General features: G+C 67.7%; 27 protein-coding genes and 1 pseudogene. 13 read left to right on the plus strand and 15 right to left on the minus strand.

Annotated features, from left to right (window positions below):
- Window positions 1-123: 123 nt before the first annotated feature.
- Entirely contained in the window at window positions 124-714 is a 591-nt protein-coding gene (locus ACZY0X_RS10875) for an LOG family protein (protein ID WP_463770176.1), read from the plus strand.
- Window positions 715-747: 33 nt separating this feature from the next.
- Window positions 748-2,559, plus strand: a complete 1,812-nt coding sequence (gene fadD6 / locus ACZY0X_RS10880) for a long-chain-acyl-CoA synthetase FadD6 (protein ID WP_463770178.1) — start codon at window positions 748-750, stop codon at window positions 2,557-2,559.
- Here the strand turns inward: fadD6 and gdhA are convergent, their stop codons facing one another.
- Window positions 2,560-3,909, minus strand: coding sequence for an NADP-specific glutamate dehydrogenase (gene gdhA / locus ACZY0X_RS10885; RefSeq protein WP_463770180.1), 1,350 nt, complete (start codon window positions 3,907-3,909; stop codon window positions 2,560-2,562).
- Window positions 3,910-4,091: 182 nt separating this feature from the next.
- On the opposite strand from gdhA, the gene folP reads away from it, so the two are divergent.
- The 5 genes from folP (at window position 4,092) to ACZY0X_RS10910 (ending at window position 7,287) form a co-directional block, all read left to right on the plus strand.
- Window positions 4,092-4,922: a dihydropteroate synthase gene (folP, locus tag ACZY0X_RS10890; RefSeq protein ID WP_463770630.1), complete on the plus strand. Its 831-nt coding sequence runs from the start codon at window positions 4,092-4,094 to the stop codon at window positions 4,920-4,922.
- A complete protein-coding gene (locus ACZY0X_RS10895; protein WP_241403803.1) occupies window positions 4,919-5,860 on the plus strand; it encodes a glucosyl-3-phosphoglycerate synthase in 942 nt (313 codons plus the stop codon). Before folP ends, ACZY0X_RS10895 begins: the two co-directional genes overlap by 4 nt.
- A gap of 52 nt (window positions 5,861-5,912) precedes the next feature.
- Window positions 5,913-6,344 carry a DivIVA domain-containing protein gene (locus tag ACZY0X_RS10900; protein WP_241403804.1) on the plus strand — a complete coding sequence of 144 codons (432 nt, stop codon included), beginning with the start codon at window positions 5,913-5,915 and terminating at the stop codon, window positions 6,342-6,344.
- The gene (locus ACZY0X_RS10905) at window positions 6,341-6,940 is read left to right on the plus strand and encodes a DNA-3-methyladenine glycosylase I (RefSeq protein ID WP_463770183.1); all 600 of its coding nucleotides are present in this window, start codon (window positions 6,341-6,343) and stop codon (window positions 6,938-6,940) included. Before ACZY0X_RS10900 ends, ACZY0X_RS10905 begins: the two co-directional genes overlap by 4 nt.
- Before the next feature lie 179 nt (window positions 6,941-7,119).
- Window positions 7,120-7,287: a DUF3117 domain-containing protein gene (locus tag ACZY0X_RS10910; RefSeq protein WP_127782270.1), complete on the plus strand. Its 168-nt coding sequence runs from the start codon at window positions 7,120-7,122 to the stop codon at window positions 7,285-7,287.
- Window positions 7,288-7,339: 52 nt separating this feature from the next.
- Here ACZY0X_RS10910 and glgA read toward each other — a convergent pair whose 3' ends face one another.
- The gene (gene glgA, locus ACZY0X_RS10915) at window positions 7,340-8,503 is read right to left on the minus strand and encodes a glycogen synthase (RefSeq protein ID WP_463770185.1); all 1,164 of its coding nucleotides are present in this window, start codon (window positions 8,501-8,503) and stop codon (window positions 7,340-7,342) included.
- 137 nt (window positions 8,504-8,640) lie between these two features.
- On the opposite strand from glgA, the gene glgC reads away from it, so the two are divergent.
- On the plus strand, window positions 8,641-9,855 hold the full coding sequence (glgC, locus tag ACZY0X_RS10920) for a glucose-1-phosphate adenylyltransferase (RefSeq protein WP_463770187.1): 1,215 nt from the start codon (window positions 8,641-8,643) through the stop codon (window positions 9,853-9,855).
- Between the two features lie 21 nt (window positions 9,856-9,876).
- Here the strand turns inward: glgC and ACZY0X_RS10925 are convergent, their stop codons facing one another.
- The 7 genes and pseudogenes from ACZY0X_RS10925 to ACZY0X_RS10955 form a co-directional block, all read right to left on the minus strand.
- Window positions 9,877-10,461 (minus strand): DUF4126 domain-containing protein, encoded by a 585-nt coding sequence (locus tag ACZY0X_RS10925; RefSeq protein ID WP_463770189.1) that lies wholly within the window; start codon window positions 10,459-10,461, stop codon window positions 9,877-9,879.
- A gap of 92 nt (window positions 10,462-10,553) precedes the next feature.
- Window positions 10,554-10,727: a hypothetical protein gene (locus ACZY0X_RS10930; RefSeq protein WP_241403808.1), complete on the minus strand. Its 174-nt coding sequence runs from the start codon at window positions 10,725-10,727 to the stop codon at window positions 10,554-10,556.
- 36 nt (window positions 10,728-10,763) lie between these two features.
- Window positions 10,764-11,437: pseudogene (locus ACZY0X_RS10935) on the minus strand (methyltransferase family protein).
- A gap of 10 nt (window positions 11,438-11,447) precedes the next feature.
- On the minus strand, window positions 11,448-13,094 hold the full coding sequence (locus ACZY0X_RS10940; RefSeq protein WP_463770191.1) for an ABC transporter permease: 1,647 nt from the start codon (window positions 13,092-13,094) through the stop codon (window positions 11,448-11,450).
- Entirely contained in the window at window positions 13,091-14,017 is a 927-nt protein-coding gene (locus tag ACZY0X_RS10945) for an ABC transporter ATP-binding protein (protein ID WP_463770193.1), read from the minus strand. Before ACZY0X_RS10945 ends, ACZY0X_RS10940 begins: the two co-directional genes overlap by 4 nt.
- On the minus strand, window positions 14,017-14,670 hold the full coding sequence (locus ACZY0X_RS10950; protein WP_463770195.1) for a TetR/AcrR family transcriptional regulator: 654 nt from the start codon (window positions 14,668-14,670) through the stop codon (window positions 14,017-14,019). The genes ACZY0X_RS10945 and ACZY0X_RS10950 overlap by 1 nt, the downstream gene beginning before the upstream one ends.
- Window positions 14,671-14,754: 84 nt before the next feature.
- A complete protein-coding gene (locus ACZY0X_RS10955) occupies window positions 14,755-15,414 on the minus strand; it encodes an O-methyltransferase (RefSeq protein ID WP_463770197.1) in 660 nt (219 codons plus the stop codon).
- Window positions 15,415-15,592: 178 nt separating this feature from the next.
- Between ACZY0X_RS10955 and sigE the strand changes: the two genes are divergently transcribed.
- From sigE to tatB, 4 genes are all read left to right on the plus strand, one after another.
- A complete protein-coding gene (gene sigE / locus ACZY0X_RS10960; protein WP_463770199.1) occupies window positions 15,593-16,396 on the plus strand; it encodes an RNA polymerase sigma factor SigE in 804 nt (267 codons plus the stop codon).
- Window positions 16,397-16,486: 90 nt separating this feature from the next.
- Window positions 16,487-16,882, plus strand: a complete 396-nt coding sequence (gene rseA, locus ACZY0X_RS10965) for an anti-sigma E factor RseA (protein WP_463770201.1) — start codon at window positions 16,487-16,489, stop codon at window positions 16,880-16,882.
- A gap of 86 nt (window positions 16,883-16,968) precedes the next feature.
- Complete coding sequence (gene htrA, locus ACZY0X_RS10970) at window positions 16,969-18,465, plus strand: serine protease HtrA (protein WP_463770203.1); 1,497 nt, start codon at window positions 16,969-16,971, stop codon at window positions 18,463-18,465.
- Between the two features lie 2 nt (window positions 18,466-18,467).
- Entirely contained in the window at window positions 18,468-18,869 is a 402-nt protein-coding gene (gene tatB / locus ACZY0X_RS10975; RefSeq protein WP_463770205.1) for a Sec-independent protein translocase protein TatB, read from the plus strand.
- A gap of 33 nt (window positions 18,870-18,902) precedes the next feature.
- Here the strand turns inward: tatB and ACZY0X_RS10980 are convergent, their stop codons facing one another.
- The 4 genes from ACZY0X_RS10980 to ACZY0X_RS10995 all read right to left on the minus strand — a co-directional run bounded on the left by ACZY0X_RS10980 (window position 18,903) and on the right by ACZY0X_RS10995 (window position 23,335).
- Entirely contained in the window at window positions 18,903-20,045 is a 1,143-nt protein-coding gene (locus tag ACZY0X_RS10980) for an Mrp/NBP35 family ATP-binding protein (protein ID WP_463770207.1), read from the minus strand.
- Window positions 20,046-20,088: 43 nt separating this feature from the next.
- Window positions 20,089-21,327, minus strand: coding sequence for a lytic transglycosylase domain-containing protein (locus ACZY0X_RS10985; RefSeq protein WP_463770209.1), 1,239 nt, complete (start codon window positions 21,325-21,327; stop codon window positions 20,089-20,091).
- 152 nt (window positions 21,328-21,479) lie between these two features.
- Window positions 21,480-22,031 (minus strand): DUF1003 domain-containing protein, encoded by a 552-nt coding sequence (locus tag ACZY0X_RS10990; protein WP_463770211.1) that lies wholly within the window; start codon window positions 22,029-22,031, stop codon window positions 21,480-21,482.
- Window positions 22,028-23,335: a magnesium transporter MgtE N-terminal domain-containing protein gene (locus ACZY0X_RS10995; protein WP_463770213.1), complete on the minus strand. Its 1,308-nt coding sequence runs from the start codon at window positions 23,333-23,335 to the stop codon at window positions 22,028-22,030. Before ACZY0X_RS10995 ends, ACZY0X_RS10990 begins: the two co-directional genes overlap by 4 nt.
- Before the next feature lie 25 nt (window positions 23,336-23,360).
- Here ACZY0X_RS10995 and ACZY0X_RS11000 point away from each other — a divergent pair, with 25 nt between their 5' ends.
- Window positions 23,361-24,317 (plus strand): HpcH/HpaI aldolase/citrate lyase family protein, encoded by a 957-nt coding sequence (locus ACZY0X_RS11000; RefSeq protein WP_463770215.1) that lies wholly within the window; start codon window positions 23,361-23,363, stop codon window positions 24,315-24,317.
- Window positions 24,318-24,329: 12 nt separating this feature from the next.
- Here ACZY0X_RS11000 and ACZY0X_RS11005 read toward each other — a convergent pair whose 3' ends face one another.
- The gene (locus ACZY0X_RS11005) at window positions 24,330-24,770 is read right to left on the minus strand and encodes a DUF4190 domain-containing protein (protein ID WP_463770217.1); all 441 of its coding nucleotides are present in this window, start codon (window positions 24,768-24,770) and stop codon (window positions 24,330-24,332) included.
- The gene (locus ACZY0X_RS11010) at window positions 24,770-25,480 is read right to left on the minus strand and encodes a DUF4190 domain-containing protein (protein WP_463770219.1); all 711 of its coding nucleotides are present in this window, start codon (window positions 25,478-25,480) and stop codon (window positions 24,770-24,772) included. The genes ACZY0X_RS11005 and ACZY0X_RS11010 overlap by 1 nt, the downstream gene beginning before the upstream one ends.
- Window positions 25,481-25,509 lie beyond the last annotated feature (29 nt).

The raw sequence follows: 25,509 nt of genomic DNA on the forward strand, positions 1-25,509 counted from the left end.
GTGGGGCCACCGGGAAATCCGGACCTTACCCACACGCCGAGACTGCGGGGAGATCGCATTTCCGGTCGAATTCGCGATCTCCCCGCAGTCTCGGCGGCGGAGGAGGAGCGGTAGTTTGCACCCGTGCCTCTAGATCGCAGCAATACCGACCGGGAGACCGACAACGCCGACCGCAGCTGGGCGGTCTGCGTGTACTGCGCCTCGGGACCACGGCACCCCGAACTCCTGGCCCTGGCCACACACGTCGGGGCCGCCATCGCCGAGCGCGGGTGGACGCTGGTGTCCGGCGGCGGCAACGTGTCGGCGATGGGCGCACTGGCGGGTGCTGCCCGGTCCCGTAATGGCCGTACCGTCGGCGTCATCCCGAAGGTGCTCGTCCATCGCGAGGTGGCCGACGTGGACGCCGACGAACTCGTCGTCACCGACACGATGCGTGAGCGCAAGCAGGTCATGGAGGACCGCGCCGATGCGTTCATCGTGCTGCCCGGCGGAATCGGGACGCTCGAGGAGTTCTTCGAGGCGTGGACCGCTGGCTACCTCGGCATGCACGAGAAGCCCTTGGTGATGCTCGATCCCTTTGACCACTACACCGGTCTGCTGACCTGGGTCCGCGGGCTGGCCGAGACTGGGTATGTGTCGCCGGGGGCACTGGATCGGCTCATCGTGGTCGACGAGGTCGATGCGGCGCTGGACGCATGTGCCCCGCAGGGCTGACCCTTTTGACCCGCGCGGATAGTGTGGATTGTCATGAGCGCCTCGAGGCAGGACAGCGGCCAAGACACTTCGGGAACCCGTAGCAGCGTCGGCCTGCTCGACATCGCGCCGCGCATCCCCGGATTTCTGATGGATGCGCCAGCCATCGTGCGGGGCGCGATCACCGGCCTCATGGCTCGCCCGACGGCGAAGACCTCGATTGGCAAGGTGTTCCAGGACCGCGCCGCCCGATACGCCAACAACGTCTTCATCCGGTTCGAGGACCAGGAGATCACCTACCGCGAGGCCAACGAGACCGTCAACCGCTACGCCGCGGTGCTGGCCGCCCGCGGTGTCGGACACGGTGACGTCGTGGGCGTGATGCTGCGCAACTCGCCGCAGTCGGTGCTGCTGATGCTCGCCGTCGTCAAGTGCGGTGCGGTCGCCGGCATGCTCAACTACCACCAGCGCGGCACGGTGCTCGCGCACAGTTTCGGTCTGCTGCAGGCCGCCGCCGTCGTCGCCGAGACCGATCTCATCGAGCCGATCACCGAGTGCGGCGCCGAGCCCGCGGGTCTGATGACCGTCGAGGAACTGGACCGGCTCGCGGAGACCGCGCCGAGCACCAACCCGGCCGCCACCGCCGCGGTGCTGGCCAAGGACAAGGCGTTCTACATCTTCACCTCCGGCACCACCGGAATGCCGAAGGCCAGCGTCATGACCCACTACCGCTGGCTGCGTGCGCTCGCCGGATTCGGTGGCCTTGGCATGCGGCTCACCAGTGACGACACGCTGTACTGCTGCCTGCCGCTCTATCACAACAACGCGTTGACGGTGGCGACGTCGTCGGTGCTCAACGCGGGGGCCACGCTGGCGCTGGGCAAGTCCTTCTCCGCGTCGAGGTTCTGGGACGAGGTCATCTGCTACGACGCCACCGCGTTCGTCTACATCGGCGAGATCTGCGGGTACCTGCTGAACCAACCGCCCAAGCCCACCGACCGCCAACACCGGGTGCGCGTCATCTGCGGCAACGGGCTGCGCCCGGCCATCTGGGACGAGTTCACCAAGCGGTTCGGCATCCCGCGGGTGTGCGAGTTCTACGCAGCCAGCGAGGGCAACACCGCCTTCATGAATGTGTTCAACATCGACAAGACCACCGGCATCTGCCCGTCGCCCATCGCCTTCGTCGAGTACGACGGTGACACCGGTGAGCCCCTGCGCGGTGACGACGGCCGGGTCCGCAAGGTCAAGAGCGGCGAGCCGGGGCTGCTGTTGAGCAAGGTGAGCAGCCTCCAGCCGTTCGACGGTTACACCGACAAGTCGGCCAGCGAGAAGAAGTTGGTGCGCAACGCCTTCAAGGACGGCGACGTGTGGTTCAACACCGGCGACCTGATGCGCTCACAGGGGTTCGGCCACGCCGCGTTCACCGACCGCCTCGGTGACACCTTCCGCTGGAAGGGCGAGAACGTCGCCACCACGGAGGTCGAGGCGGCGGTGTCGCTCGATGAGCAGGTCGAGGAGGCCACGGTGTTCGGCGTGGAGGTGGAGGGTGCCGGTGGCCGTGCCGGCATGGTCGCCATCCAGCTCAAGGACGGTCAGGAGTTCGACGGCAAGGCGCTCGCGAAGGCCGCCTACGCGCACCTCCCCGGATACGCGGTGCCGCTGTTCGCGCGGATCGTCGGCGAACTCGCGCACACCTCGACGTTCAAGAATCAGAAGGTCGACCTGCGCAAGCAGGGTTACGGCGCCGGCCCAGACAAGCTTGAGGATCCGATCTACGTGCTCGCCGGCCGCGATGAGGGCTATGTGCCGTTCTACGGCGAGTACCCGGCCGAGGTCGTCGAGGGCAAGCGCCCCAAGAACTAGTTAGATGACGCCCTGGGCGAGCATCGCGTCGGCCACCTGGATGAACCCGGCGATATTGGCTCCGGCGGCGTAATCGCCGGGCTGGTCGTACTGGTCGGCGGTGGTCAGACAGCGCTCGTGGATGCGACTCATGATCTCGGCCAGGCGGGCCTCGGTCTCGTCGAACGTCCACGAATCGCGCGAGGCGTTCTGCTGCATCTCCAAGGCGCTGGTGGCCACGCCGCCGGCATTCGCTGCCTTACCCGGCGCGAACGTCACGCCTGAGGTGGCGAACACCTTGACCGCCTCCTGCGTGCAGGGCATGTTCGCGCCCTCGGCGACGATCAGGCAGCCCGATCGCACCAGCTGTGCCGCATCGTCACCATCGAGTTCGTTCTGCGTCGCACAGGGCACCGCGATATCGCACGGCACGTCCCACACCCGGCCGGTGTCGACGAATCGAGCCTGACCGCCGCGAAGCTGGGCGTAGTCCGCGATCCTGCCGCGCTGCGTCTCCTTGATGTCCTTGAGCAGCTCGAGGTCGATGCCCTTCTCGTCGACGACGTAACCGCTGGAGTCGGAGCACGCGATGACCGAGCCGCCGAGCTGATGCACCTTCTCGATCGCGTAGATCGCGACGTTGCCGGAGCCCGACACGATGACCTGCTTGCCGTCGAAGGACTGGCCCCTCGCCTTCAGGATCTCGTCGATGAAGAAGACGGTGCCGTAGCCGGTGGCCTCGGTGCGTACCTGCGACCCGCCCCAGGACAGCCCCTTGCCGGTCAACGTGCCCGACTCGTAGCGGTTGGTGATGCGCTTGTACTGACCGAACAGATACCCGATCTCGCGGGTGCCGACGCCGATATCGCCGGCAGGCACATCGGTGTACTCGCCGATGTGCCGGTACAGCTCGGTCATGAACGACTGGCAGAAGCGCATGACCTCGCCGTCGGAGCGGCCCTTCGGATCGAAGTCGGCTCCACCCTTGGCCCCACCGATCGGCATCCCGGTCAGTGAGTTCTTGAAGATCTGCTCGAAGCCCAGGAACTTGACGATGCCCAGGTAGACCGACGGATGGAAGCGCAAGCCACCCTTGAACGGGCCGAGCGCGGAGTTGAACTCGACGCGGAAGCCGCGGTTGATCTGAACCGAACCGCTGTCGTCGACCCAGGGGACCCGGAAGATGATCTGTCGCTCCGGCTCGCAGAGTCGGTGGATCACGGCCGAGTCGACGTACTCCGGGTGCTTGGAGAGAATCGGGCCCAGGCTCTGCAGGACTTCGTGAACGGCCTGGTGGAACTCGGTCTCGCCCGGATTCCGTCGCGCTACTTCCTCATAGATCCGGCCGACGTGGTCGTGTAGGTCAGGCATCTGGCTCCGTATCAGGGAAGGGGCGCATGTCGGCGCCACAGTTGCAACCACTGTATGGCGGGCGTATTGCCGCGACGAAATCAGTCGAGTGCCGTGAGGAACAAAGCTCGCCCGAATTGCGCGGCTAGCCTGATGACGTGCCCTCCACGTTCTGTGGTCGACCGGTGGCAGGCGACCGCGCCATGATCATGGCGATCGTCAACCGCACGCCCGACTCGTTCTACGACCGCGGCGCCACGTTCTCGGACGAGGCGGCGATGACGGCCGTGCATCGGGTGATCGCCGACGGCGCCGACGTGATCGACGTCGGGGGCGTCAAGGCCGGTCCGGGCAGCGAGGTCGACGCCGAGGAGGAGATCGCCCGCGTCGTGCCGTTCATCGAGTGGTTGCGGGGCGCCTACCCGGATCAGCTGATCAGTGTCGACACCTGGCGCGCGGCCGTGGCCAAGCAGGCCTGCGCGGCGGGCGCGGACATCATCAACGACACGTGGGGTGGCCACGATCCGGGCCTGGTCGACGTCGCCGCCGAGTTCGGCGCCGGGCTGGTCTGCTCGCACACCGGTGGCGCTGTACCGCGCACCAGGCCGTTCCGGGTCAACTACGGGACGTCGGTACGCGGGGTGGTGGACGACGTCATCGCGGAGGTGACGGCCGCGGCCGAGCGAGCCGTCGTCGCGGGCGTTGCCCGCGACGCCATCCTGATCGATCCAACCCACGATTTCGGTAAGAACACTCACCATGGTCTTAGTTTGTTGCGCCACGTAAAAGATCTTGTAAATACCGGATGGCCAGTCCTGATGGCGCTGAGTAACAAGGATTTTGTCGGGGAGACTCTGGGTGTGGGCTTGACCGAACGCCTGGAGGGCACATTCGCCGCAACCGCGCTCGCCGCGGAGGCGGGGGCTGCCATGTTCCGTGTGCACGAGGTCGCTCCCACTCGACGCGTGCTCGAAATGGTCGCGTCGATCCAGGGCGTGCGTTCACCGACGCGGACGATTAGGGGACTGGCATGAGCTTGACACCTGAACTAGCCGACGCCGTAGCGGGACACCGCTGGATGTCCGATCACAGTTGGAGTCGCCCAATGTGGACGGTCAGCGAACTCGAGGCCGCGAAGCGTGGACGCACTGTCTCGGTGGTCCTGCCCGCCCTCAACGAGGAACAGACAGTCGGCTCGGTGGTGGAGACCATCACCCCGCTGCTCGGCGGCCTGGTCGACGAGCTGATCGTCCTGGACTCCGGCTCCACCGACGACACCGAGATCCGGGCCATCGCGGCGGGTGCTCGCGTCATCAGCCGCGAGGCGGCGCTGCCCGAGGTTGAGCCGCAGCCCGGTAAGGGTGAGGTGCTGTGGCGCTCGCTGGCCGCGACGACCGGTGACATCGTGGCGTTCGTCGACTCCGATCTCATCGACCCCGACCCATTGTTCGTGCCCAAGTTGCTCGGCCCGCTCCTGACCTCCGACGGTGTGCACCTGGTCAAGGGTTTCTACCGGCGGCCGTTGAAGGTCAGCGGCAGTGAGGACGCCAACGGCGGCGGCCGGGTCACCGAGCTGGTCGCTAGGCCGCTGTTGGCCGCGCTGCGGCCCGAACTCACGTGCCTGCTCCAGCCGTTGGGCGGTGAGTACGCCGGCACCCGCGAGCTGTTGACGTCTGTCCCGTTCGCGCCGGGCTACGGCGTGGAGATCGGTCTGCTCGTCGACACCTACGACCGGCTCGGCCTGGACGCCATCGCGCAGGTGAACCTCGGCGTTCGCACACACCGAAACCGGCCGCTGACCGAACTCGCGACGATGAGCAGGCAGGTCATCGCGACGCTGCTCACGCGCTGCGGCATCGACGACTCCGGCGTGGGGCTGACGCAGTTCTACGCCGACGGCAACGACTACAGCTCGCGCACGTCGTCGGTGTCGTTGGTGGACCGACCGCCGATGAACACACTGCGGCCCTAGGCGTCCGCAGGTCGTTACGACATCGTCGGAGCGCTCAGGCAGTATCGATGTCGTGACGTTGATCCTGGTGTACCTGGTCGTCCTGATCCTGGTGGCCACCGTGCTGTTCGGCCTCGGCAGCGTGCTGTTCGGCCGGGGCGAGCGGCTACCTCCGCTACCCCGTGCCACCACGGCCACAGTGTTGCCCGCATCGGGAGTGACGGGCGCCGACGTCGATGCGGTGAAGTTCACCCAGTCCCTGCGTGGCTACAAGACCTCCGAGGTCGACTGGGTACTCGACCGGCTCGGGCAGGAACTCGACCTCGTCCGTGGTGAACTCGCCGCGGTGCGGGCGAAGCACGGGATCGTCGACCCTCGCGACGTGTACGAGACGCCTGACGAACCCGAGGACATCGACGATCTCGACGCCCTTGACGACGTCGACGACGAGTCGCGTCTACAGGGCGCCCATGCGCGCCCCGACGACGGCGGGGACGAGCAGTGAGCGGGCCCGTGGGCGGCGGTGACGGCCGGGTGCGCTGTGGCTGGGCGGACTTCTCCGGGCCTCGTTGGGAAACACCGGATTCGGTGCTCTACCGCACCTACCACGACACGGAGTGGGGCACTCCGCTGCGCGACAGCCGGGACCTGTTCGAGCGGATGACGCTCGAGGCGTTCCAGAGTGGTCTGTCGTGGCTGATCATCCTGCGCAAGCGGGACAACTTCCGGCGCGCGTTCGAGGATTTCGACGTGGCGAAGGTCGCTGCGTTCACCGACTCCGATGTCGAGCGGTTACTGGTCGACGAGGGCATCGTGCGCAACCGCGCCAAGATCGAGGCCACGATCTCCAACGCGCGCGCAGTGGCTGACCTCGACGTCGATCTGGGCGAGCTGCTGTGGTCATTCGCCCCGCCTCCGCGACCCCGCCCGACCGACCTGGCGGGTGTGCCCGCCGTCACACCTGAGTCCACGGCGATGGCGAAGGATCTGAAGCGCCGCGGCTTCAAATTTGTCGGTCCGACGACGGCGTATGCGCTGATGCAGGCGACTGGAATGGTGGACGACCACGTGGCGTCCTGCTGGGTGTCGGCAGCACCGTGAGCCCGGCTCAAGTAGGTGATTAGGACCCACTTACCCGGGTCTTTGCACACTGAACGGCCTGAATAGGGAAGAATGTAGGAAGTGACGTTGCAGTTCAGTACCGGGAGCTGCCAACGGGCGGACAGTCCCGGTTCGATCGATCCGCCACCGCGGATCGTCAGGTGCGGAGGGAGTACTCGATGGCGGCGATGAAGCCCCGGACCGGCGACGGTCCACTCGAAGCAACCAAGGAGGGGCGAGGCATCGTGATGCGGGTACCACTGGAGGGCGGCGGACGACTGGTTGTCGAACTCACTCCAGATGAGGCATCTGCCCTCGGCGACGAGCTCAAGGGCGTCACCAGCTAGCTCTGGTTTCGACGAATCGATTGGGCGGACGCGAGGCCGGCTGTCGAGGTCGCTAGGAGGCGACACTCCGGTAGATCTCGAGTGTTAGTTCGGCGATGTGCGCCCAGGAGAACTCCTCGATACACCGTTGGCGTCCGGCCTCCCCGTAGCGCCGGGCCCGTTCCGGGTCGGCGACAAGTGCGTTGACGGACGCCGCCAACCCGGCCTCGAACTCCTCGGCGTCGGACGGGTCGTAGTGCACCAGCACGCCGGTCTCGCCGTCCACGATGACCTCGGGTATGCCACCGACGTCGGACGCCACTACGGCCGTCGCGCACGCCATCGCCTCGAGGTTCACAATGCCCAGCGGCTCGTAGACCGATGGGCACACGAAAACGGCTGATGCCGAGAGAATTTCGCGGATCTTGGCAGTCGGCAGCATCTCCTGCACCCAGAACACGCCGGTTCGCGCCGCCGCCAGTTCACGAACCGCGTTACCCACTTCGGCGGCGATCTCCGGAGTGTCGGGCGCGCCGGCGCACAGCACCAACTGCACCTCGGGTGCGAAGCGGTGCGCCGCGGCGACCAGGTGCGCGACGCCCTTCTGCCGGGTGATGCGACCGACGAACGCCACGATCGGGCGTGTGGGGTCGACCCCCAGGGCCGCCAGGACCGACTCCTCGGGCTCCGGCCGGGCGGGATACCAGACGTCGGTGTCGATGCCGTTGCGCACCACGTGCACCCGGTTCGGATCGAGTGCCGGGTAGGTCGCGAGAACGTCTTTGCGCATACCCGCGCTGACCGCGATGACGGCGTCGGCGCCCTCCACCGCGGTGCGCTCGACCCAGGACGACACCCGATAGCCGCCGCCGAGTTGCTCGGCCTTCCACGGGCGCATCGGTTCCAGCGAGTGCGCTGTCAACACGTGGGGGACACCGTGCAGCAACGCCGCGAGATGACCGGCGAGGCCGGTGTACCAGGTGTGCGAGTGCACGACCGTGGCCGCTGCCACGGCATTGACCATGACCAGATCGGCCGACAGCGTGGAGATCGCGGGGTTGGCACCGGCCAACGCGGGGTCGGGTTGGGCGACGTATGCCCCGTCTCGGGGTGCACCCATGCAGTGCACGTCGACTTCGCACAGGTGCCGCAGCTGCGCGACGAGTTCCGTCACGTGGACTCCGGCGCCGCCGTACACCTCGGGTGGGTACTCCCGAGTCATCATTGCCACCCGCATGCCGTTGACGGTAGTGGCCGAAGGGGCTTGCCGCACCAATTGTCTCGACCTGCCGCCGAGGCGATTTCGGCCACAGAACTCGCGGTCAATAGTGGGAACAGGTAGCAGTGACCCACGGGGGCCGATAGGTTTGACATATGAGGGAACTGCCGCACGTGCTCGGCATCGTTCTGGCCGGCGGCGAGGGCAAGCGTCTGTACCCACTGACCGCCGACCGCGCCAAACCGGCGGTCCCGTTCGGCGGCGCCTACCGGCTGATCGACTTCGTGCTCTCGAACCTGGTGAACGCGCGATATCTGAAGATCTGCGTTCTGACGCAATACAAGTCGCATTCGCTGGACCGCCACATCTCGCAGAACTGGCGGCTCTCTGGCCTTGCCGGCGAGTACATCACCCCGGTGCCCGCCCAGCAGCGACTCGGCCCCCGTTGGTACACCGGTTCGGCCGACGCGATTCTGCAGTCGCTGAACCTCATCTACGACGAGGACCCCGACTACGTCGTCGTGTTCGGTGCCGACCACATCTACCGGATGGATCCGGAACAGATGTTGCAGTTCCACATCGAGAGTGGTGCTGGCGCCACGGTGGCCGGCATCCGGGTGCCACGGGCCGAGGCGACGGCGTTCGGTTGCATCGACGCCGACGAGTCGGGACGCATCCGGGCATTCGTGGAGAAGCCGGCTGACCCGCCGGGCACGCCCGACGATCCCGAACAGACCTTCGCGTCGATGGGCAACTACATCTTCAGCACCAAAGTGCTCGTCGACGCCATCCGCGCTGATGCCGACGACAATGATTCCGACCACGACATGGGCGGCGACATCATCCCGCGCCTGGTTGCCGACGGCATGGCGGCGGTCTACGACTTCAACGACAACGAGGTCCCCGGCTCGACCGAGCGCGATCACGGGTACTGGCGCGACGTCGGGACGCTCGACGCGTTCTACGACGCGCACATGGACCTGGTGTCGGTGCACCCCGTCTTCAACCTCTACAACAGGCGCTGGCCGATCATGGGTGAGTCGGCCAACCTGGCACCGGCGAAGTTCGTCAACGGCGGCTCCGCGCAGGAGTCCGTGGTCGGCGCCGGCAGCATCGTGTCGGCCGCATCGGTTCGCAATTCGGTGCTGTCGTCCAACGTGGTGATCGACGACGGCGCGATCGTCGAGGGCAGCGTGCTGATGCCCGGTGTGCGCATTGGCCGGGGTGCGGTGGTGCGCCACGCGATCCTGGACAAGAACGTGGTGGTCGGGCCCGGCGAGATGGTCGGCGTGGACCTGGAGAAGGACCGCGAGAAGTTCGCGATCAGCGCGGGTGGCGTGGTCGCCGTCGGTAAGGGCATCTGGATCTAAGGGCGCCCGCCGCCGGGGCGGCTAGGAGGCTGGCGCGCGGCGGCGGCGTCGGCGGATCAGCATCGTCACCGCCCACACCAGTGCCACCACCACGACCAGCACCAGGATCGGGAGCAGGATCGCCACGAACACCAGGCCCACGCTGGTGGCGTCCTCCATGGTGCTTAGAACCGGTGCGGCGATACCAGCGGTGGTGGCGTTGGCCACCGGGCGGACCGCCGTCTTGGTCAGGTGGACCACCAGTGCGATCGCGACGCCCACGGCGACCGGGATCCACTGGCCCGACGTGGCGAAGGCGCCGGGGTCGGCGACCGCCGCGGTCTGAGCAGCGGTTCCGGAACCGAACACGATGCCGCCGGCCGTCGGCCGGACGAAGGTCTGGATGACGTCGTTGACGCTGTCCAGCGCCGGGATCTTATCGGCGACGATCTCCACCGCGAGCAGGACCGCGACGATCGCCATCACCCAGCCGTTCTCCAGCCAGGCCCAACCGTGCGGCAGCGTCACCAGATCGGTGAAGCGCGCCAGCAGTCCCAGCATCAGCAGCGGGATGTAGGCATTGAGGCCCGCCGCGGTCGCGAGACCGAACCCGGTCAGCAGTTCCATGGCATCAGTATGGGCGGGCACACCGTTGTCGTCGCGGAAACCGCAGCAGCGGCGGTGGTTTGGGTGGTCCGAACGTCAGCTTGCGGGGGCCTCTAGCGGCTGCGTCGTGATGGCTTCTCGTGGGCAGGCACTTTCGGCGTGTTCTGCGGCGTTCGTCCCTTGCCTGCCACGGTGGACAGCGCGCGTCGACAGCGTGGGCAGATCGGTTTCCCGGCGATGTCCACCGTCCAGCTCTTGCCGCCGCCAGGGCATGGCTTCTCGATCATGTACGGAACCTTATCCCCGTCGACATGCACCGGACCTCACCAGAGGTACGGCACCAACCGGTGGTCCACCTTGGTCATGTACTCGCGGTATCCGGCCAGCTCCTCGGTGAGCATCTTCTCCTCGTCGAAGATCCGGGCAGCCAGTATCGGCACCGAGACGGCGACGGCGAGCAGGCCCCACAGCGAGTCGAGGGCCAGGGGAGTGCCGACCATCATGATCAGGGTGCCGAAGTACATCGGGTGGCGAACCATTCCGTCAGTCCGGTTGAGATCAACGGCTGCTCGTCCTCGACGGTGATGGCGGCCCCGGCGTAGCCGTTCTGCACCACCACGAGCTGCGCGAGCGATAGGCCAACGAAGACCAGCACGTCACCGAGCACGACGACGGGCACCGGCACGGTCGACCAGCCGAACCGGTGATCGAGCGCGCTGATGACCAGAGTCGCGACCACCGACAGGATGATCGCCGAGATGATGATGCGTTGGGCGGGACGGGTTTCCGCGGTGGGGCCCGCCCGCATCCGGCGCTGCAGTGCTGCCGGATTCCGCACGGCCAGGTAGACACCCGAGATGAGGCTGGCGGCGATGAACACCGCGATGAAAACCCAGGCCTGCCAGTAGTCGAACGTCCACGCAGGCAGGAACAGCGCGACGCCGAAGAACACCAGGCCGAACAGCATCGATGCGATGGTTTGCAGTGCGATCTTCACGGACGTCTCCTCAGCGCAGGTCGCGGCGTCGAAAAGCGCTGACGCCCAGGGTGATCAGTGCGGCATCGATGACAAGCAGCCATACCAGCGGTGTCGCGGAGAATGCTCCGGTCCCGACATGGGGGACGTGCGTGAACGGTACGAGGTCGATGAGCCACTGCGGCGAGTTGGCCAGTGATCCCAGCAGATACACGGCCACGAACGCGACCAGTACCCCCCACGCCGTCGGCGTCAGGCGAGGCAGTGCGCCGAACAGTACAACGGTCACCGCCACCAACGACCACACCGCCGGCAGTTGAACCGCGGCGATGCCGAGCACCGTCGGGAGTTTTCCGGTCAGATCGCCAGCGCTCGCGCCGTACGTCAGGCCGGTGACCAGACCCGCGACGAGCAGCGCGAAGGCCGAGCCGCCGATCGCGAACACCAGATGACTGGCGAGCCAACGTGTTCTGCTCACCGCGCCGGCCAGCAGCGTCTCGGTGTGCGAACTGGCCTCCTCCTGGTGCAGCCGCAGTGTCAGCGAGATGGCGAACGCCGAGGCCACCATTGCCAGCATGCTGAACGCGACGGCGATGAACGCCTGCTCCATCGCGTCGGTGCCGCCAAGGCGGGTCACCATATCGCGTGCCACCGCGGTGTTACCGATCTCGTCGCCGATGCCGTTCGTCACGCTGCCGACCAGCAGACCGTAGAGGCACAGGCCGACCGTCCACAGCACCAGCGATCCGCGATTCAGTCGCCACGCCAACGCCGTGACACCGTTCAATCCCGCTGCGCCACGCGGAGGGCCGGGACGCTCGGCGATCAACCCCGCACCGACGTCGCGCCGGGCCAGCAGGCGATACGCGAGGACGACCAGGACGACGGTGAGCGCGATGTGCAGCAGCAGGACCCAGAACCGGTCACCGGCGTACGGGCGAACCTGAAGCGACCAGCCCAGCGGTGACAGCCAGCTCAGGAACTCCGCGCGCGATCCGGCATCGCCGACCGCGCGGAGGCTGAAAGCGACGGCGAGCACGCTGAACGCGGCGCCGCGAGCGAACCGTGCGCTCGGCGACAGTTGGGCCGTCACCGCCGCCACGGCGGTGAACACCAGCCCCGAGCCGGCCAGCGCCAGGCCGAACGCCACCGAACCCGCTGTGGGGATGTCAAGGGTGAGAAGGCCCGCGGTGCCGATGAGTCCGGCCAGGACCGAGCCGCCGCCCGCGACGAGCAGGGCCGCGGTCAGGCTTGCGAAGCGCCCGATGGCAGTCGAGTCGAGCAGTTCGGTGCGACCCGCCTCCTCGTCGGCCCTGGTGTGCCGGATGACGGTGAGGATGACCGCGACGGCGATCAGCAGGTGGAACATCCCTGCCTTCCAGATGCCCGTCGCACCGAGGCTGTCGTTGTAGACCAGCCCGTACATCGCGCGCTGCGCGGGGCTGGCCATGATGGTCGCGACCAGCGTGGACCTGTCGGCCTGGGTCGGATACACCGCCTCGATGCTGCCGACGTACACCGTGGACAGCGGCACTGACAGCAGTAGCACCCACAGCGGCAGGGCCACCCGGTCGCGCCGCAGGTAGAGCCGGAGGAGGTAGGACGTGCCCGCGAACGCCGAACCGTGTTGCGGCGCCTGGTGAGCGGGCCGATGCGGGCGATCGAGGACGGCGTTCATGCTGTCACTCGCTCGGGTTCGTCGTCGGCCGTGTCGTAGTGCCGTAGGAACAGCTCCTCCAGCGTGGGAGGTTGACTGACGAGGCTGCGAACGCCGGCGTCGCCGAGCCGCTTGATGACCTCGCCAAGGCTCTCGCTGTCAACCTGTGCGCGCAGGGTGTGGCCGTCGAGCACGACGTCCTCGACACCCTTGATGGTGGCTATGTCACCGGGGTCACCGATCATCTCGGCCTTGATGGATGTGCGCGACAGGTGCCGCATCGAGTCCAGTGTTCCGCTCTCCACGGTCCGGCCGGCGCGGATGATCGTCACCCGCTGGCACAGGGCCTCGGTCTCGGCGAGGATGTGGCTGGACAGTAGAACCGTGACACCGCGATCCCGGGCATCGGCTACGCACTGCTGAAAGACGTTCTCCATCAAGGGATCCAGGCCGCTGCTTGGCTCGTCGAGCAGGAGCAGGCGGGCGTGCGAGGAGAACGCGGAGACCAGGGACACCTTCTGCCGGTTGCCCTTCGAGTAGGTGCGGGCCTTCTTGGACGGGTCGAGGTCGAACCGCTCGACCAGCTCCGCGCGGCGCTCCTCGTCGATACCGCCGCGCATTCGGGCCAGCAGGTCGATGGTCTCGCCTCCCGTCAGCGACGGCCACAACGTCACATCACCTGGCACGTAGGCGATCTGGCGGTGTAGCTCCACGGCATCGGTCCACGGCTCGCCGCCGAGGAGTCGGGCGCTGCCGCCGTCGGCACGCACGAGTCCCAGCAGGATCCTGATCGTGGTCGACTTGCCCGCACCGTTCGGGCCGAGGAAGCCGTGCACCTCGCCCTCGGCGACTGTCAGGTCCAGGCCGTCGAGAGCGCGCACTGTCCCGAAGTTCTTGACCAGACCGTTGATCTCAATGGCGTTGGTGCCCGTGGGTGGTGTCATCAGTCCTCCTTGGACGTGGGGATGGGCGTGCCGTTGGCGTGTTGTGCTGCGAAGGCGTCGTACATCGTCGAGTCGGACAGCAGGCCCTCGGAGTAGACCTCCAGCGCGGGTAGCACCATGTCCTGGGCGTAGTCGTGCAGGACGGCGCGAAGGTCGCGTGGGTTGTCGTGGAGTTGGATGTACAGCAGGAAGCCGCCGCCGCCCGACATGGCCAGGAACTTGGCCCTGGCCTTCGGGTCAGGGCTGGGTTTGACGGTGCCGGCGCGGACGCCCTCCTCGAGGTACTCCTCGGCGTTGTCGATCATGGTGCGCCACAGGGACTTCGCGAGGTCACCGCCGGTCTGCATGCTGCGGACCAGGTAGGCCATCATCGGCGCATACGACTCGATCTCGGCCATCTGGGCGAACCAGGTGGCGGGGTCGGCGCTCTGCAACGACTCGGTCTTGGTGGTCTTCACGAACTCGGCGATGTAGGCATCGCACGCTGCACGCAGACCGTCCTTGGAGCCGAAGTGGTGAATCACCAGTGCCGCGCTCACGCCCGCAGCCGTGGCGATGGCCCGCAGCCCGACGTCGAAGCCGTGCTCGCCGAACTGTTCGATCGCCGAGTCGCGGATCCGTGCCGTCGCTGTCAGGTCATCAACTGAACGCATGTTTAGAACGCTAAACGCGCGTTTAGCGACGGGTCAAGGGCTGCCGCGTCAAAAGTTCGTAAAAACGAGGGGGTGAGGGGTGGGTCAGTCGCGCGCGGCGGCGAGCAATCCGTCACCGAGTGGGATCAGCACGGGCGTCAGCCGCTCGTCCTCGGCGATCAGCCGCGCGGCCTCGCGCACGGCGGTGACTTCCTTGTCTGCCGCACTCGCGTCACCGGCACGGCCGCCGAGCGCCGCGCGGTGCACCACGATCGCACCGCCGGGCCGCAGCAGCCGCACGCTCTCGGCGACGAACTGTGGTTGATCAACGGGGTCGGCATCGATGAACACCAGGTCATAGGACTCATCGGCGAGCCGGGTCAGCACGTCCTGGGCGCGCCCGCCGATCAGCCGGGTCCTCGACGGGCCAACGCCGGCCTCGCCGAATGCCTGTTTGGCCAGTCGCTGATGCTCGGGCTCCACGTCGATCGTGGTCAGTACGCCGTCCTCGCGCATCCCCGCCAGGAGCCACAGTCCGCTCACTCCGGCGCCAGTGCCCACCTCGACCACGGCCTTCGCGCCGGCGAGGCGCGCCAGCACGCTGAGCAGGGCGCCGACCGCAGGGGTGACGGCGCCTGCTCCGCTGTCCACGGCGCGCTCTCGGGCGGCCGCGGTGATCGCGTCCTCGGTGATCGACTGTTCGGCGTGGTTCACGATCGACTCGGCGCGACTTGGCCGTGCCTGACCGTCGTCGGTGCTGGCCATGCCAGAAGCGTAGAGGGGAGCGGGAGGGCCCCGCATCGCGACACGCCCGCTGGGGTGTGTTGGGAATGGCACTCTCGAGCGCCGGTTTGTGCACTTCACGCCGGGGGTAGTCAGCATTCTCAGGAAAAGCTCAGTTTGCTCATATGCCAACCTCACCGGCATCGGGGACGGTATCTCCATGACAGTCGGCGCAAACCCCAGTTCGGGGCGACCTGGCGGGAATGTCGGGGCCCAGGAGTTTGTTGTCCGCTGTGTGGCGCCGTCGCCTACCAATGGTGGCTGCATTGATGATCTGGAGGATCCAACGACCACCACGAGCACGTCCCCCGTATTCATGGCTCACCTCGAGCAGTCCGCCTCGGATTCCGAGCAGACCGGCTGGGTCGAGCCCACCGACGAGTTGACCGGCACCGCGGTGTTCGACGCGACCGGTGATCAGACGACGATGCCGTCCTGGGACGAACTGGTGCGGCAACACGCCGACCGCGTGTACCGCCTCGCCTATCGGTTGTCGGGCAATCAGCACGATGCCGAGGACCTCACCCAGGAGACATTCATCCGGGTGTTCCGTTCGGTGCAGAACTACCAGCCGGGAACGTTCGAGGGCTGGCTGCACCGCATCACGACGAACCTGTTCCTCGATATGGTCCGCCGCAGGGGCCGCATCCGGATGGAGGCGCTGCCCGAGGACTACGACCGCGTGCCGGCCGACGAGCCGAATCCCGAGCAGATCTACCATGATTCGCGATTGGGTGCCGATCTGCAGGCCGCGTTGGACTCGCTGCCGCCGGAGTTCCGTGCCGCTGTCGTCCTGTGTGACATCGAGGGTCTGTCCTACGAGGAGATCGGCGCCACGCTGGGCGTCAAGCTGGGCACCGTCCGCAGCCGCATCCACCGCGGTCGGCAGGCGCTGCGCCAGTATCTGGCCGCCCACCCGAGCGCCGATGCCGAGTACAGCGGCCACCGCGCTCGGTCCGCCTGACCGTTGATGGGGGCCTGGCACGCCCGCGCGCGCTACATTCGAGGTAGTGCACGTCGCACCAGAATGCGCAGCGCGGAGAGGAGTTCGGTGATGGTCGACCGGGGCCACGTCTTTCGCAGGGCATTCTCCTGGTTGCCGTCGCAGTTCGCCTCGCAGAGCAGCGCGCCCGTTGGTCCACGACAGTTCGGCTCCACCGAGCACCTGTCCACCGAGGCCATCGCGGCGTTCGTCGACGGCGAGCTCAGCATGAAGGGGCATCTGCGCGCTGCGGGCCACATGTCGCAGTGCCCCGACTGCGCTGCCGAGATCGAAGCTCAGGGCCAGGCGCGAACGGCTTTGCGCGAATCGTGTCCGATCGCCATTCCGACGGCGTTGCTGGGCGCCTTATCGCAGATCCCGCACCATTCACCACCCGAGCCGCCCGTGGATGAAGATGGGCAACAGTTTGCTGATAGCGCGCTGCGCGATCGTCGCAAGCGCCGGTAGGCTGGGTCCCTAGTAAATCGACGTGCTGAGTACATCGACCGCGTGCGCCGACGATGGCGGACGCCCTGATTGGGGAGTGAACACGGGTGAGTAACCAGGACCAGTCCGGTAATAGCCACCGCCTGGCACCGCGTCCGGTTACGCGTCCGCCCGTCGACCCGGCGGCCACCCGCGCATTCGGCAGGCCGGACGGTTTCAAGGGTTCCTTCCTCGGTGCGGACCAGCATCGCGATCAGGGCGAGTACGCACCCAAGGACCAGCCGCCGGACCCGGTGCTCGCGGAGGCGTTCGGGCGCCATGGCGCCACCGACTCGCTGCAGCGCCATCCCGCCGATGCCGGCGCACTCGACGCCGAGCGCGACCAGACCTCGCAGCAGCCTCCCGACCCGTGGCGTGACCCATCGGCGGTGCCGTCGCTGGGCACCCCGGCGGTGCCTGCGCCTCCACCCGTCCTGCACACCGCACCGGTGGGCAAGTTGGGTGTGCGCGACGTGCTGTTTGGCCGGAAGGTGTCGTGGACGGCGCTGGGCCTGCTGGCGATCTTCGCGCTCGTCCTCGGGTTGACCGGTGGATGGGTCGGCCGCACGACCGCCGAGGTGGTGGAGGCCTTCACCACGTCCAAGGTGACGCTGGAGACCGATGACAACCCCGAGGCCCCGCCCGGCCGCTTCGCCACCGTGGCCAAGGCCGTCGCCGACTCGGTGGTCACCATCGAGGCCACCAGTAAGAACGAGGGCTCGCAGGGCTCCGGTGTGGTCGTCGACGGACGCGGCTACATCGTGACCAACAACCACGTCATCTCGGCGGCCGCCAAGAGCCCCGCCGACTACAAGCTGACCGTGGTGTTCAACGACGGCAAGGAAGTCCCCGCCAACCTCGTCGGCCGCGACCCCAAGACCGATCTGGCGGTGCTCAAGGTCGACAACGTCGACAACCTGTCGGTGGCCCGCCTCGGCGACTCCGAGAAGCTCACCGTGGGCGAGGAGGTCATCGCCGCCGGTGCACCACTGGGCCTGCGCAGCACCGTCACGCACGGCATTATCAGCGCGCTGCATCGCCCGGTCCCGCTATCGGGTGACGGTTCGGACACCGAGACCGTCATCGACGGCGTGCAGACCGATGCGTCGATCAACCACGGCAACTCCGGCGGACCGCTGATCAATATGGGTTCCGAGGTCATCGGCATCAACACCGCTGGAAAGTCGTTGTCGGACAGTGCGAGTGGGCTGGGCTTCGCGATCCCGGTCAACGAGGTCAAGGACGTCGTCAACACCCTGATCAAGGACGGCAAGATCGCCCATCCGACCCTCGGCCTCAGTGCCCGGTCGGTCAGCAACTCGATCGCCTCGGGTGCCCAGATCGCCAACGTCACGGTGGGCGGCCCAGCGGAGAAGGCGGGCATCCTCGAGAACGACGTCGTCGTCAAGGTCGGTGACCGCAAGGTGTCTGACGCCGACGAGTTCGTCGTCGCGGTGCGCCTGCTCAAGATCGGCCAGGAGGCGCCCATCGAGGTGATGCGCGAGGGGCGTCCCGTGACGCTGATGATCACGCCCGGTTCCGACTCAGACCAGCCCAGCTCCTAACCATGTTCGCCAATGTGGGTTGGGGTGAGATGGTGGTCCTGGTGATCGCCGGCCTCGTCATCCTTGGACCAGAACGGTTACCCGGTGCCATCCGCTGGACCACGGGCGCGGTGAAGCAGGCGCGCGACTACCTGTCCGGCGCGACCAGCCAGCTGCGCGAGGATCTCGGACCGGAGTTCGAGGATCTGCGGCAGCCGTTGTCCGAACTGCAGAAGCTGCGCGGTATGACGCCGCGGGCCGCGCTCACCAAGCACCTGTTGGACGGTGACGACTCGATCTTCACCGGTAACTTCGAGAAGCCGGTCTCGGGTCCGCCCGTGGGTCCGACGCCAACGACGCCAACGACGCCGGCGAAGCCCGTCGCGCCGCCGGAGAACACCCCGTTCGACAGCGACGCGACCTGACGTCCCGGTCGTATCGCTGCAGCCCGGTCGGACCTAGCGGCCCGCGGGGTCCAGTCCCAGCGACATCCCGGCCAGCCCACGCTTGCGCGACGACAGCGCATCGGCGATCTTGCGCAGTTCCTTGCCCGCCACCGAGTCGGGCGCACTGAGCACCAGCGGCACCCCCGCGTCGCCCGCGGCAACCAGATCCGGGTCGATCGGCACCTGACCCAGCAGCGGCACATCGGCGCCGACCGCCCTGGACAGGCTATCGGCCACCTGGCGTCCGCCGCCCTCGCCGAAGAGGTTCAAGGTGGTCCCGTCGGGGAGTAGCAGGCCGGCCATGTTCTCCACCACGCCTGCGATGCGCTGCCGGGTCTGCAGCGCGATGGCGCCTGCCCGCTCGGCCACCTCGGCGGCCGCGAGCTGCGGTGTGGTCACCACCAGGATCTCCGCGCCGGGGATCAGCTGGGACACCGAGATGGCGATATCGCCGGTGCCCGGGGGAAGGTCGAGGAGCAGGACGTCGAGGTCGCCCCAGTAGACGTCGGCCAGGAACTGCTGCAGCGCGCGGTGCAGCATCGGCCCGCGCCACACCACCGGTGTGTTCCCCTGCGTGAACATCGCGATCGAGATGACCCGCACGTCGTGCGCGACGGGCGGCAGGATCATCGAGTCGACCTGGGTGGGACGGTCCTGCGTGCCCATCATGCGCGGCACCGAGTGCCCGTATATGTCAGCGTCCAGAACACCGACCGACAGTCCACGCGCGGCCATGGCGGCGGCGAGATTGACGGTGACACTGGACTTTCCGACACCGCCCTTACCGGACGCCACGGCGTACACACGGGTCAGCGAACCCGGCTGGGCGAACGGGATGACGGGTTCACGGGAGTCGCCGCGCAGCTGCTTGCGCAGTTCGGCGCGCTGCTCGTCGTCCATGACATCGAGGGTCACCTTCACGGCACCGGTTCCAGGCACGTCGGCGACGGCCTGGCTCACCCGCTCGGTGATCTCGGCCTTCTTCGGGCATGCGGACGTGGTCAGGTAGATCTCCACGTGCACGCCGTGATCAGCGTCGACGGTGACGTTCTTGACCATGCCGATCTCGGTGATCGGCCGGCGAAGCTCGGGGTCGATCACCTTGCCGAGCGCGGTACGGACGGCTGACTGCAGGTCACTGGGTGTAGATGACATCACTTGCGAGTCTAAGCCGACGCGCGGACCGGTTCCGAACTGGTCAGGTGGCCGGCTGTGGGCCGGGTGCCGGTGCCGCCACAGGAGCCGCCGGCGGCGCGGGGGGCGGTGGGAACAACGGCGCAGGCGGCGGGGGCGGCGGAGGCGCGAACATCGGCAGGAATGGTGCGGCGGGCGGCGGCGGTGGTGGTGGCAGCTCCGCCGGTGGCGGCACACCAGGCGGGAGTGCGCCGGGTTGCGGGGCCGGGGTCCGGCTCTGGATGCAGAACACCTGGCAGTTCTGTTGCGGCGCGCTCTCTGACGGTCCGGGCAGCGGTCCCGGGGACGCGCCGGGTACGCCGATCTGGCCCGCCGTGTTGACCTGCCCGATATTGAACAGCGGTGTCACGGCCAACGGGTCCGATGCTGGCAGGCCGGTGGCGTTGAACGGCAGGCCCGGTCCCAGCCCCTCGGGCCGGGCGTCGAGGTGCCGGTCGGAGATCGGGGGCGGAGTTCCGCTGATCGTGGGCAGATTGATCGGCTCCACGCCGGTGGCGTACGCCGCGGCCCAGCCCATCACGTTCTGGGCGTAGGCCATCGAGTTGTTGTAGCGCAGGATCGACGCCAGGACGTGGGACTGATCGCGCAGGTTCATGTTGCCGCTGCACAGGTATCGGGCCGCGGCCAGCGTCGAGTCGAAGAGGTTCTGCACGTCGGCCTTGCCGTCGCCGTCACCGTCGGAGGCGTACCGGGCCCAGGTGCCGGGCAGGAACTGCATCGGGCCCATGGCGCGTGCGTAGGTCACCCGACCTGCCTGCACGCTCTGCACGATGACCTCATTGCCGGCCAGTGTGCCGTCCAGGGTCGGTCCGTAGATCGGCTGCACGGGGGTGCCGTTGGAGTCCGTGGCGCCGCCATTGGCGTGCAGCGACTCGATGCGCCCGATACCCGCCAGCAGGTTCCAGCTCACTCCGCACCCGGGGTATGCCGAGGCCATCATGCGTTCGGCATTGCGGTACGCGTTGAGCGCCATGATCGGGATGCGCATGCTGCCGACCGGGGCCATCACGATGGGCGGTGGGGGCGGTGAGCCGTTGGCTGCTGCGATCCGCACCGGTTTGAACGGCTTCGTGGCGGCCACGACGGCCGCTCCGGCCTGACCACCGCCGGTGTTCGCCACGGCGGCCAGCGGCGTGTATCCGTCGGCACTGATCGCGTGCTTGGGGACGGGCGACGACGCGCCGACGGCTCCGACGAGGACAAGTGGGGCGATGACGGCTACGCCGAAGGCCGGCGTGCGCATGACGCGACCCACGCACCGTCGCGCTGTCGTGATGGCTGCGCGCCCCCCAATGTGCACTTGGACCGTCCTCGCAAGCTAACTCATCGTGTGAACCAAGTCACCATACCTACTCGTGTGACGCGTGTTGCAGCAATCCCCAACCAGGTTTGCGGTCAGGGGTTGCTTTGCTCGGTCCGAGCGGAGCCCTTGGACTTCTTGTCCTTCGACTTGGTCGCCGCGTCTACGGGTGGCTGAAGCTGGTTGATGAGGTCACGAATGTCCTCGAGTTCGCGGCGGAGGTAGTCGCGCGTGGCCACTTCGCCGACTGCCAGACGCAGCGCGGCGAGCTCGCGCGCAAGGTACTCGGTGTCAGCCTTGGTCTGCTGGGCGCGGCGGCGGTCCTCCTCCAGCGAGACGCGGTCGCGGTTCTCCTGCCGGTTTTGGGCGAGCAGGATCAGCGGCGCCGCGTAGGCCGCCTGGGTGGAGAACGCGAGGTTCAGCAGGATGAACGGGTATGGATCCCATGCAAACCCAATTGCGAAGAGGTTCAGCAGGATCCAGACGATGACGAAGACGGTCTGGATCGCCAGATAGCGTCCGGTGCCGAGGAAGCGTGCGAACGACTCACCGAACCGGCCGGCGGCCTCGACGTCGAACTGCGGTGTCAACCGCAGCCGCGATGTGCGGGGCGTGTCGAGTCGCTGGCGTGCCGACAGGTCGCTCACGACTGGCCTCCGGTCGTCGAGCTACCGGTGGGCAGCTCGGGTTCCTCGCTGCTGACGCGCCAGTCGTGAGGTAGCAGGTGATCGAGGACGTCGTCCACGGCGACGGCGCCAAGCAGGTGCCTCTCCTCGTCGACAACGGGTCCGCACACCAGGTTGTAGGCGGCGAAGTACCGGGTCAGCGCGGCCAGCGACATGTCGGGGGTCAGCGTGGGCAGGTCGGCGTCGAGGATGCCGCCAACAAGAGCCGCTGGCGGCTCCCGCAGCATGCGTTGCAGGTGAACACAGCCCAGGTAGCGGCCGGTCGGGGTCGCCGTTGGTGGCCGCACCACGAAAGCCAGCGACGCCAGCGCCGGGGTGAGGTCGGGATCCCGCACCCGGGCCAGTGCCTCGGCGACGGTGGTGTCCGGCGCCATCACCACCGGGTTGGACGTCATGAGACCGCCCGCTGTGTCGGGGGAGTGCTTGAGCAGCCGCCGCACCGGCTCGGAGTCCTCGGGATCCATCCGGGCCAGCAGCGCCTCGGCCCGAGGGGCGCCGATCTCGCCGAGCAGGTCGGCCGCGTCGTCGGGGTCCATCTCCTCGAGAACATCGGCGGCACGCTCGGTGTCCAACTGTTCGAGAAGCTCGATCTGCTCGCTCTCCGGCAGCTCCTGCAGGATGTCGGCCAGCCGTTCGTCGTCGAGAGCGTTGACGACCTCGTAGCGGCGTTTGGCGGGAAGGTCACGAATTGCGTCGGCGACCTCGATGGGGCGCTGGCCCTCGAACTGCGCGAGCAGCTGTGCCACGCCTTGGCCGGGCAGCGCCAGCGCTGACGGCGTCAGCCCGATGACGTTCTGCCAGTCGACCACGTGGACCGTGGTGCGGCGGCCGATGCGGCGGTGGCTGCGCACCGCGATCCGGGTCACCACCCAGTCTCGCGACCGGACCTGTTCGATGGCGAGGTCGGCGACGACCACGTCGACGCCCTCGAGATTCGGCAGCTCCGGATCCTTCACGCGGACCCTGGTGTCGACGATCTGGCCGAGCACCAGAACCTCACCGGGCCGCTGCGCGAAGCGCCGCAGCGACACATTGCCCGTCGTCAGTGTCACGGCGTTGGGTTCGATGGCGGTGATCCGCAGAATCGGTACGAAAATCCTTCTGCGGGTGAGTAATTCCACGACGAAGCCCAGCACGCGTGGCTGCTGGCGAACGACGCTGATACTGACCACGACGTCGCGGACGCGGCCGATGGACTCGCCATCGGGGCCGAGCACCACCATTCCCGCAAGCCGGGCCGCGTAGACCCTGTTCACCGCCGCCATGTCTCAAAGGGTAGAGAGTATGGGCGTGGATAACGTGTATCGCCCCCGTCGAACGTGTCTCTCGGTTCCGGGTAGTAGCGCCAAGATGATTGAGAAGGCCAAGCAGCTGCCCGCCGATGAGGTGTTCCTGGACCTCGAGGATGCCGTCGCCGCGGATGCGAAGGAGGCGGCCCGAACCCGCGTGGCGGCGGCGCTGGCAGAGCCGGGATGGGCCGGTCAGCTGCGCGGAGTGCGGGTCAATGACTGGACCACGCCGTGGACGCACGCAGACGTCATCGAGGTGGTGTCGACGGCGGGTGCGCACCTCGATCTGGTGGTGTTGCCGAAGGTGTCCGACGTGTCCCACGTCCAGGCGCTGGACCTCCTGCTGACCCAGCTCGAGATCACCCACGGACTTGCCGTCGGTCGGATCGGCGTGGAGGCGCAGATCGAGAACGCCCAGGGGCTGACCAACGTTGACGCCATCGCCGCCGCACCGCGTGTGCAGGCGCTGGTGCTGGGGCCCGCCGACATGATGGCGAGCCTGAACATGCGCACCCTGGTGGTGGGTGAGCAACCCGAGGGCTACGACGTCGGCGACGCCTACCACCACATCCTCATGCGCATTCTCGTCGCGGCGCGCACGCACGGGATCAACGCGATCGACGGGCCGTTCCTGAAGGTTCGTGACGTCGAGGCGTTTCGCCGGATCGCCGGCCGCTCGGCAGCGCTCGGCTACGACGGCAAGTGGGTCCTGCACCCCGACCAGATCGTGGCGGGCAACGAGATCTTCAGCCCTCGCCAGGACGACTATGACCACGCTGAGCTGATCCTCGAGGCCTACGAGTGGCACACGTCGCGCGCGGGCGGTGCCAGGGGAGCGGTGATGCTCGGTGACGAGATGATCGACGAGGCGAGCCGCAAGATGGCGCTGGTGATCGCGGGCAAGGGCCGGGCCGCCGGAATGGCCCGGATGGCAGCGCGGTTCGAGCCGCCGGCGTAGGCGGGTTTTGCGCTAGACCGCTGAGTAGTCGCTGACGAACAGAGCGACCATCAGGAGGAGGTACAGCAGGATGCCCACCGCGACCAGGCCGCCGATGATGACAGCGACCAACGCCAGGCGGTAGCCGTCCTGACCCGTGCGTCGTGTCTCGCGCATGGCGATGATGCCGATTATCAAACCGATGATCGAGGGCACGCCGCAGAACGTCAGGCCCGCCAGCGACGTCACGAGGGCCGCGATCGCCTTGCCGTTGGTGCCGTACGGCTTCGTGGGGCGGTACGGGTCGTATGGGTCGGGGCCGTAGGCGTATCCGCCGGCGTATGGCGGCGGATACGGCGGCGGCTGGCCAGGGTTGGGCGGGTAGTCGACAGCGCTCTGCGGGTCGGCGGCCGACGGTGAACTCTGCGACGCTGGCTCGGAGCCGCGCGACGGCTGCTCTGGGCCGTCGGCCATCAGGAGGCCGCTACGCCCACCAGCCAAAGCAAGCTGAACAGCAGCGTCACCGCGCCCACCACGATGCCCGCGATGGCCAGGCCACGGCCTGACTCACCGCTGACCTTGATCTGGTTCAGTGCGACCACGCCGAGCACGATCCCGGCGATCGACCCCAGACCGCACAGCGAGATGACTGACGCGACCAGGGAGGCGATCGCCAGGCCGTTGGTCTTCGGGGCAGGCGCACCGTAGGCGCCGTAGGGCGGGTAGCCCTGGGCCGCATATCCCGGTGTCCCGTAACCGGGGGCCCCGTAGCCGGGGGCCCCGTAGCCCGGAACCCCGTAGCCCGATGGCGGGTATCCCGGCGGTACGTACCCGGGGGCCCCGTATCCCGGCGGCGGGTACCCCGGCGCGGCGCCGTAGGGCGGAGGCGGGGGATAACCAACCGGAGGAAGACCCGGATCGCCGCCCGGCGGCGGGTATCCGGGCACGCCGTAACCCTGGTCGGCCGGGGGCGGCGCATACGCGGTCGGGTCGTACGGCGGCGGAGGCTCATACGACGGCGCAGGCTCATACGACGGCGTCGCGTAAGCGGGCGGGGTGTCCGCAGGCGGTTGCTGGGTGTCCTCGATCGGTCGCGCTTCGTATCCGCCGGATACCGGCTCCGATGCACCCGCAGTGGACTCGGGTGACGGCGACTTGTCCGCGTCAGAACCCTCACTCGTCATGCCGACAAACCTAGCGCAACGGCCGATAC

This window comes from Mycobacterium sp. IDUB_39 (assembly GCF_055419205.1).

What these genes read in the sequence shown, in the direction of transcription:
- glgC (WP_463770187.1), top strand. Translation starts at nt 8,641, where the DNA reads ATGAGGGAACTGCCGCACGTGCTCGGCATCGTTCTGGCCGGCGGCGAG.
- gdhA (WP_463770180.1), bottom strand. Translation starts at nt 3,909, where the DNA reads ATGCCTGACCTACACGACCACGTCGGCCGGATCTATGAGGAAGTAGCG.
- ACZY0X_RS10925 (WP_463770189.1), bottom strand. Translation starts at nt 10,461, where the DNA reads ATGGAACTGCTGACCGGGTTCGGTCTCGCGACCGCGGCGGGCCTCAAT.
- ACZY0X_RS10955 (WP_463770197.1), bottom strand. Translation starts at nt 15,414, where the DNA reads ATGGCCAGCACCGACGACGGTCAGGCACGGCCAAGTCGCGCCGAGTCG.
- rseA (WP_463770201.1), top strand. Translation starts at nt 16,487, where the DNA reads ATGGTCGACCGGGGCCACGTCTTTCGCAGGGCATTCTCCTGGTTGCCG.
- ACZY0X_RS10995 (WP_463770213.1), bottom strand. Translation starts at nt 23,335, where the DNA reads ATGGCGGCGGTGAACAGGGTCTACGCGGCCCGGCTTGCGGGAATGGTG.
- folP (WP_463770630.1), top strand. Translation starts at nt 4,092, where the DNA reads ATGATCATGGCGATCGTCAACCGCACGCCCGACTCGTTCTACGACCGC.
- tatB (WP_463770205.1), top strand. Translation starts at nt 18,468, where the DNA reads ATGTTCGCCAATGTGGGTTGGGGTGAGATGGTGGTCCTGGTGATCGCC.
- ACZY0X_RS10985 (WP_463770209.1), bottom strand. Translation starts at nt 21,327, where the DNA reads ATGCGCACGCCGGCCTTCGGCGTAGCCGTCATCGCCCCACTTGTCCTC.
- ACZY0X_RS10945 (WP_463770193.1), bottom strand. Translation starts at nt 14,017, where the DNA reads ATGACACCACCCACGGGCACCAACGCCATTGAGATCAACGGTCTGGTC.
- sigE (WP_463770199.1), top strand. Translation starts at nt 15,593, where the DNA reads ATGACAGTCGGCGCAAACCCCAGTTCGGGGCGACCTGGCGGGAATGTC.
- fadD6 (WP_463770178.1), top strand. Translation starts at nt 748, where the DNA reads ATGAGCGCCTCGAGGCAGGACAGCGGCCAAGACACTTCGGGAACCCGT.
- ACZY0X_RS10930 (WP_241403808.1), bottom strand. Translation starts at nt 10,727, where the DNA reads ATGATCGAGAAGCCATGCCCTGGCGGCGGCAAGAGCTGGACGGTGGAC.
- ACZY0X_RS10940 (WP_463770191.1), bottom strand. Translation starts at nt 13,094, where the DNA reads ATGAACGCCGTCCTCGATCGCCCGCATCGGCCCGCTCACCAGGCGCCG.
- ACZY0X_RS11005 (WP_463770217.1), bottom strand. Translation starts at nt 24,770, where the DNA reads ATGGCCGACGGCCCAGAGCAGCCGTCGCGCGGCTCCGAGCCAGCGTCG.
- ACZY0X_RS10910 (WP_127782270.1), top strand. Translation starts at nt 7,120, where the DNA reads ATGGCGGCGATGAAGCCCCGGACCGGCGACGGTCCACTCGAAGCAACC.
- ACZY0X_RS10895 (WP_241403803.1), top strand. Translation starts at nt 4,919, where the DNA reads ATGAGCTTGACACCTGAACTAGCCGACGCCGTAGCGGGACACCGCTGG.
- ACZY0X_RS11010 (WP_463770219.1), bottom strand. Translation starts at nt 25,480, where the DNA reads ATGACGAGTGAGGGTTCTGACGCGGACAAGTCGCCGTCACCCGAGTCC.
- ACZY0X_RS10950 (WP_463770195.1), bottom strand. Translation starts at nt 14,670, where the DNA reads ATGCGTTCAGTTGATGACCTGACAGCGACGGCACGGATCCGCGACTCG.
- glgA (WP_463770185.1), bottom strand. Translation starts at nt 8,503, where the DNA reads ATGCGGGTGGCAATGATGACTCGGGAGTACCCACCCGAGGTGTACGGC.
- ACZY0X_RS10980 (WP_463770207.1), bottom strand. Translation starts at nt 20,045, where the DNA reads ATGTCATCTACACCCAGTGACCTGCAGTCAGCCGTCCGTACCGCGCTC.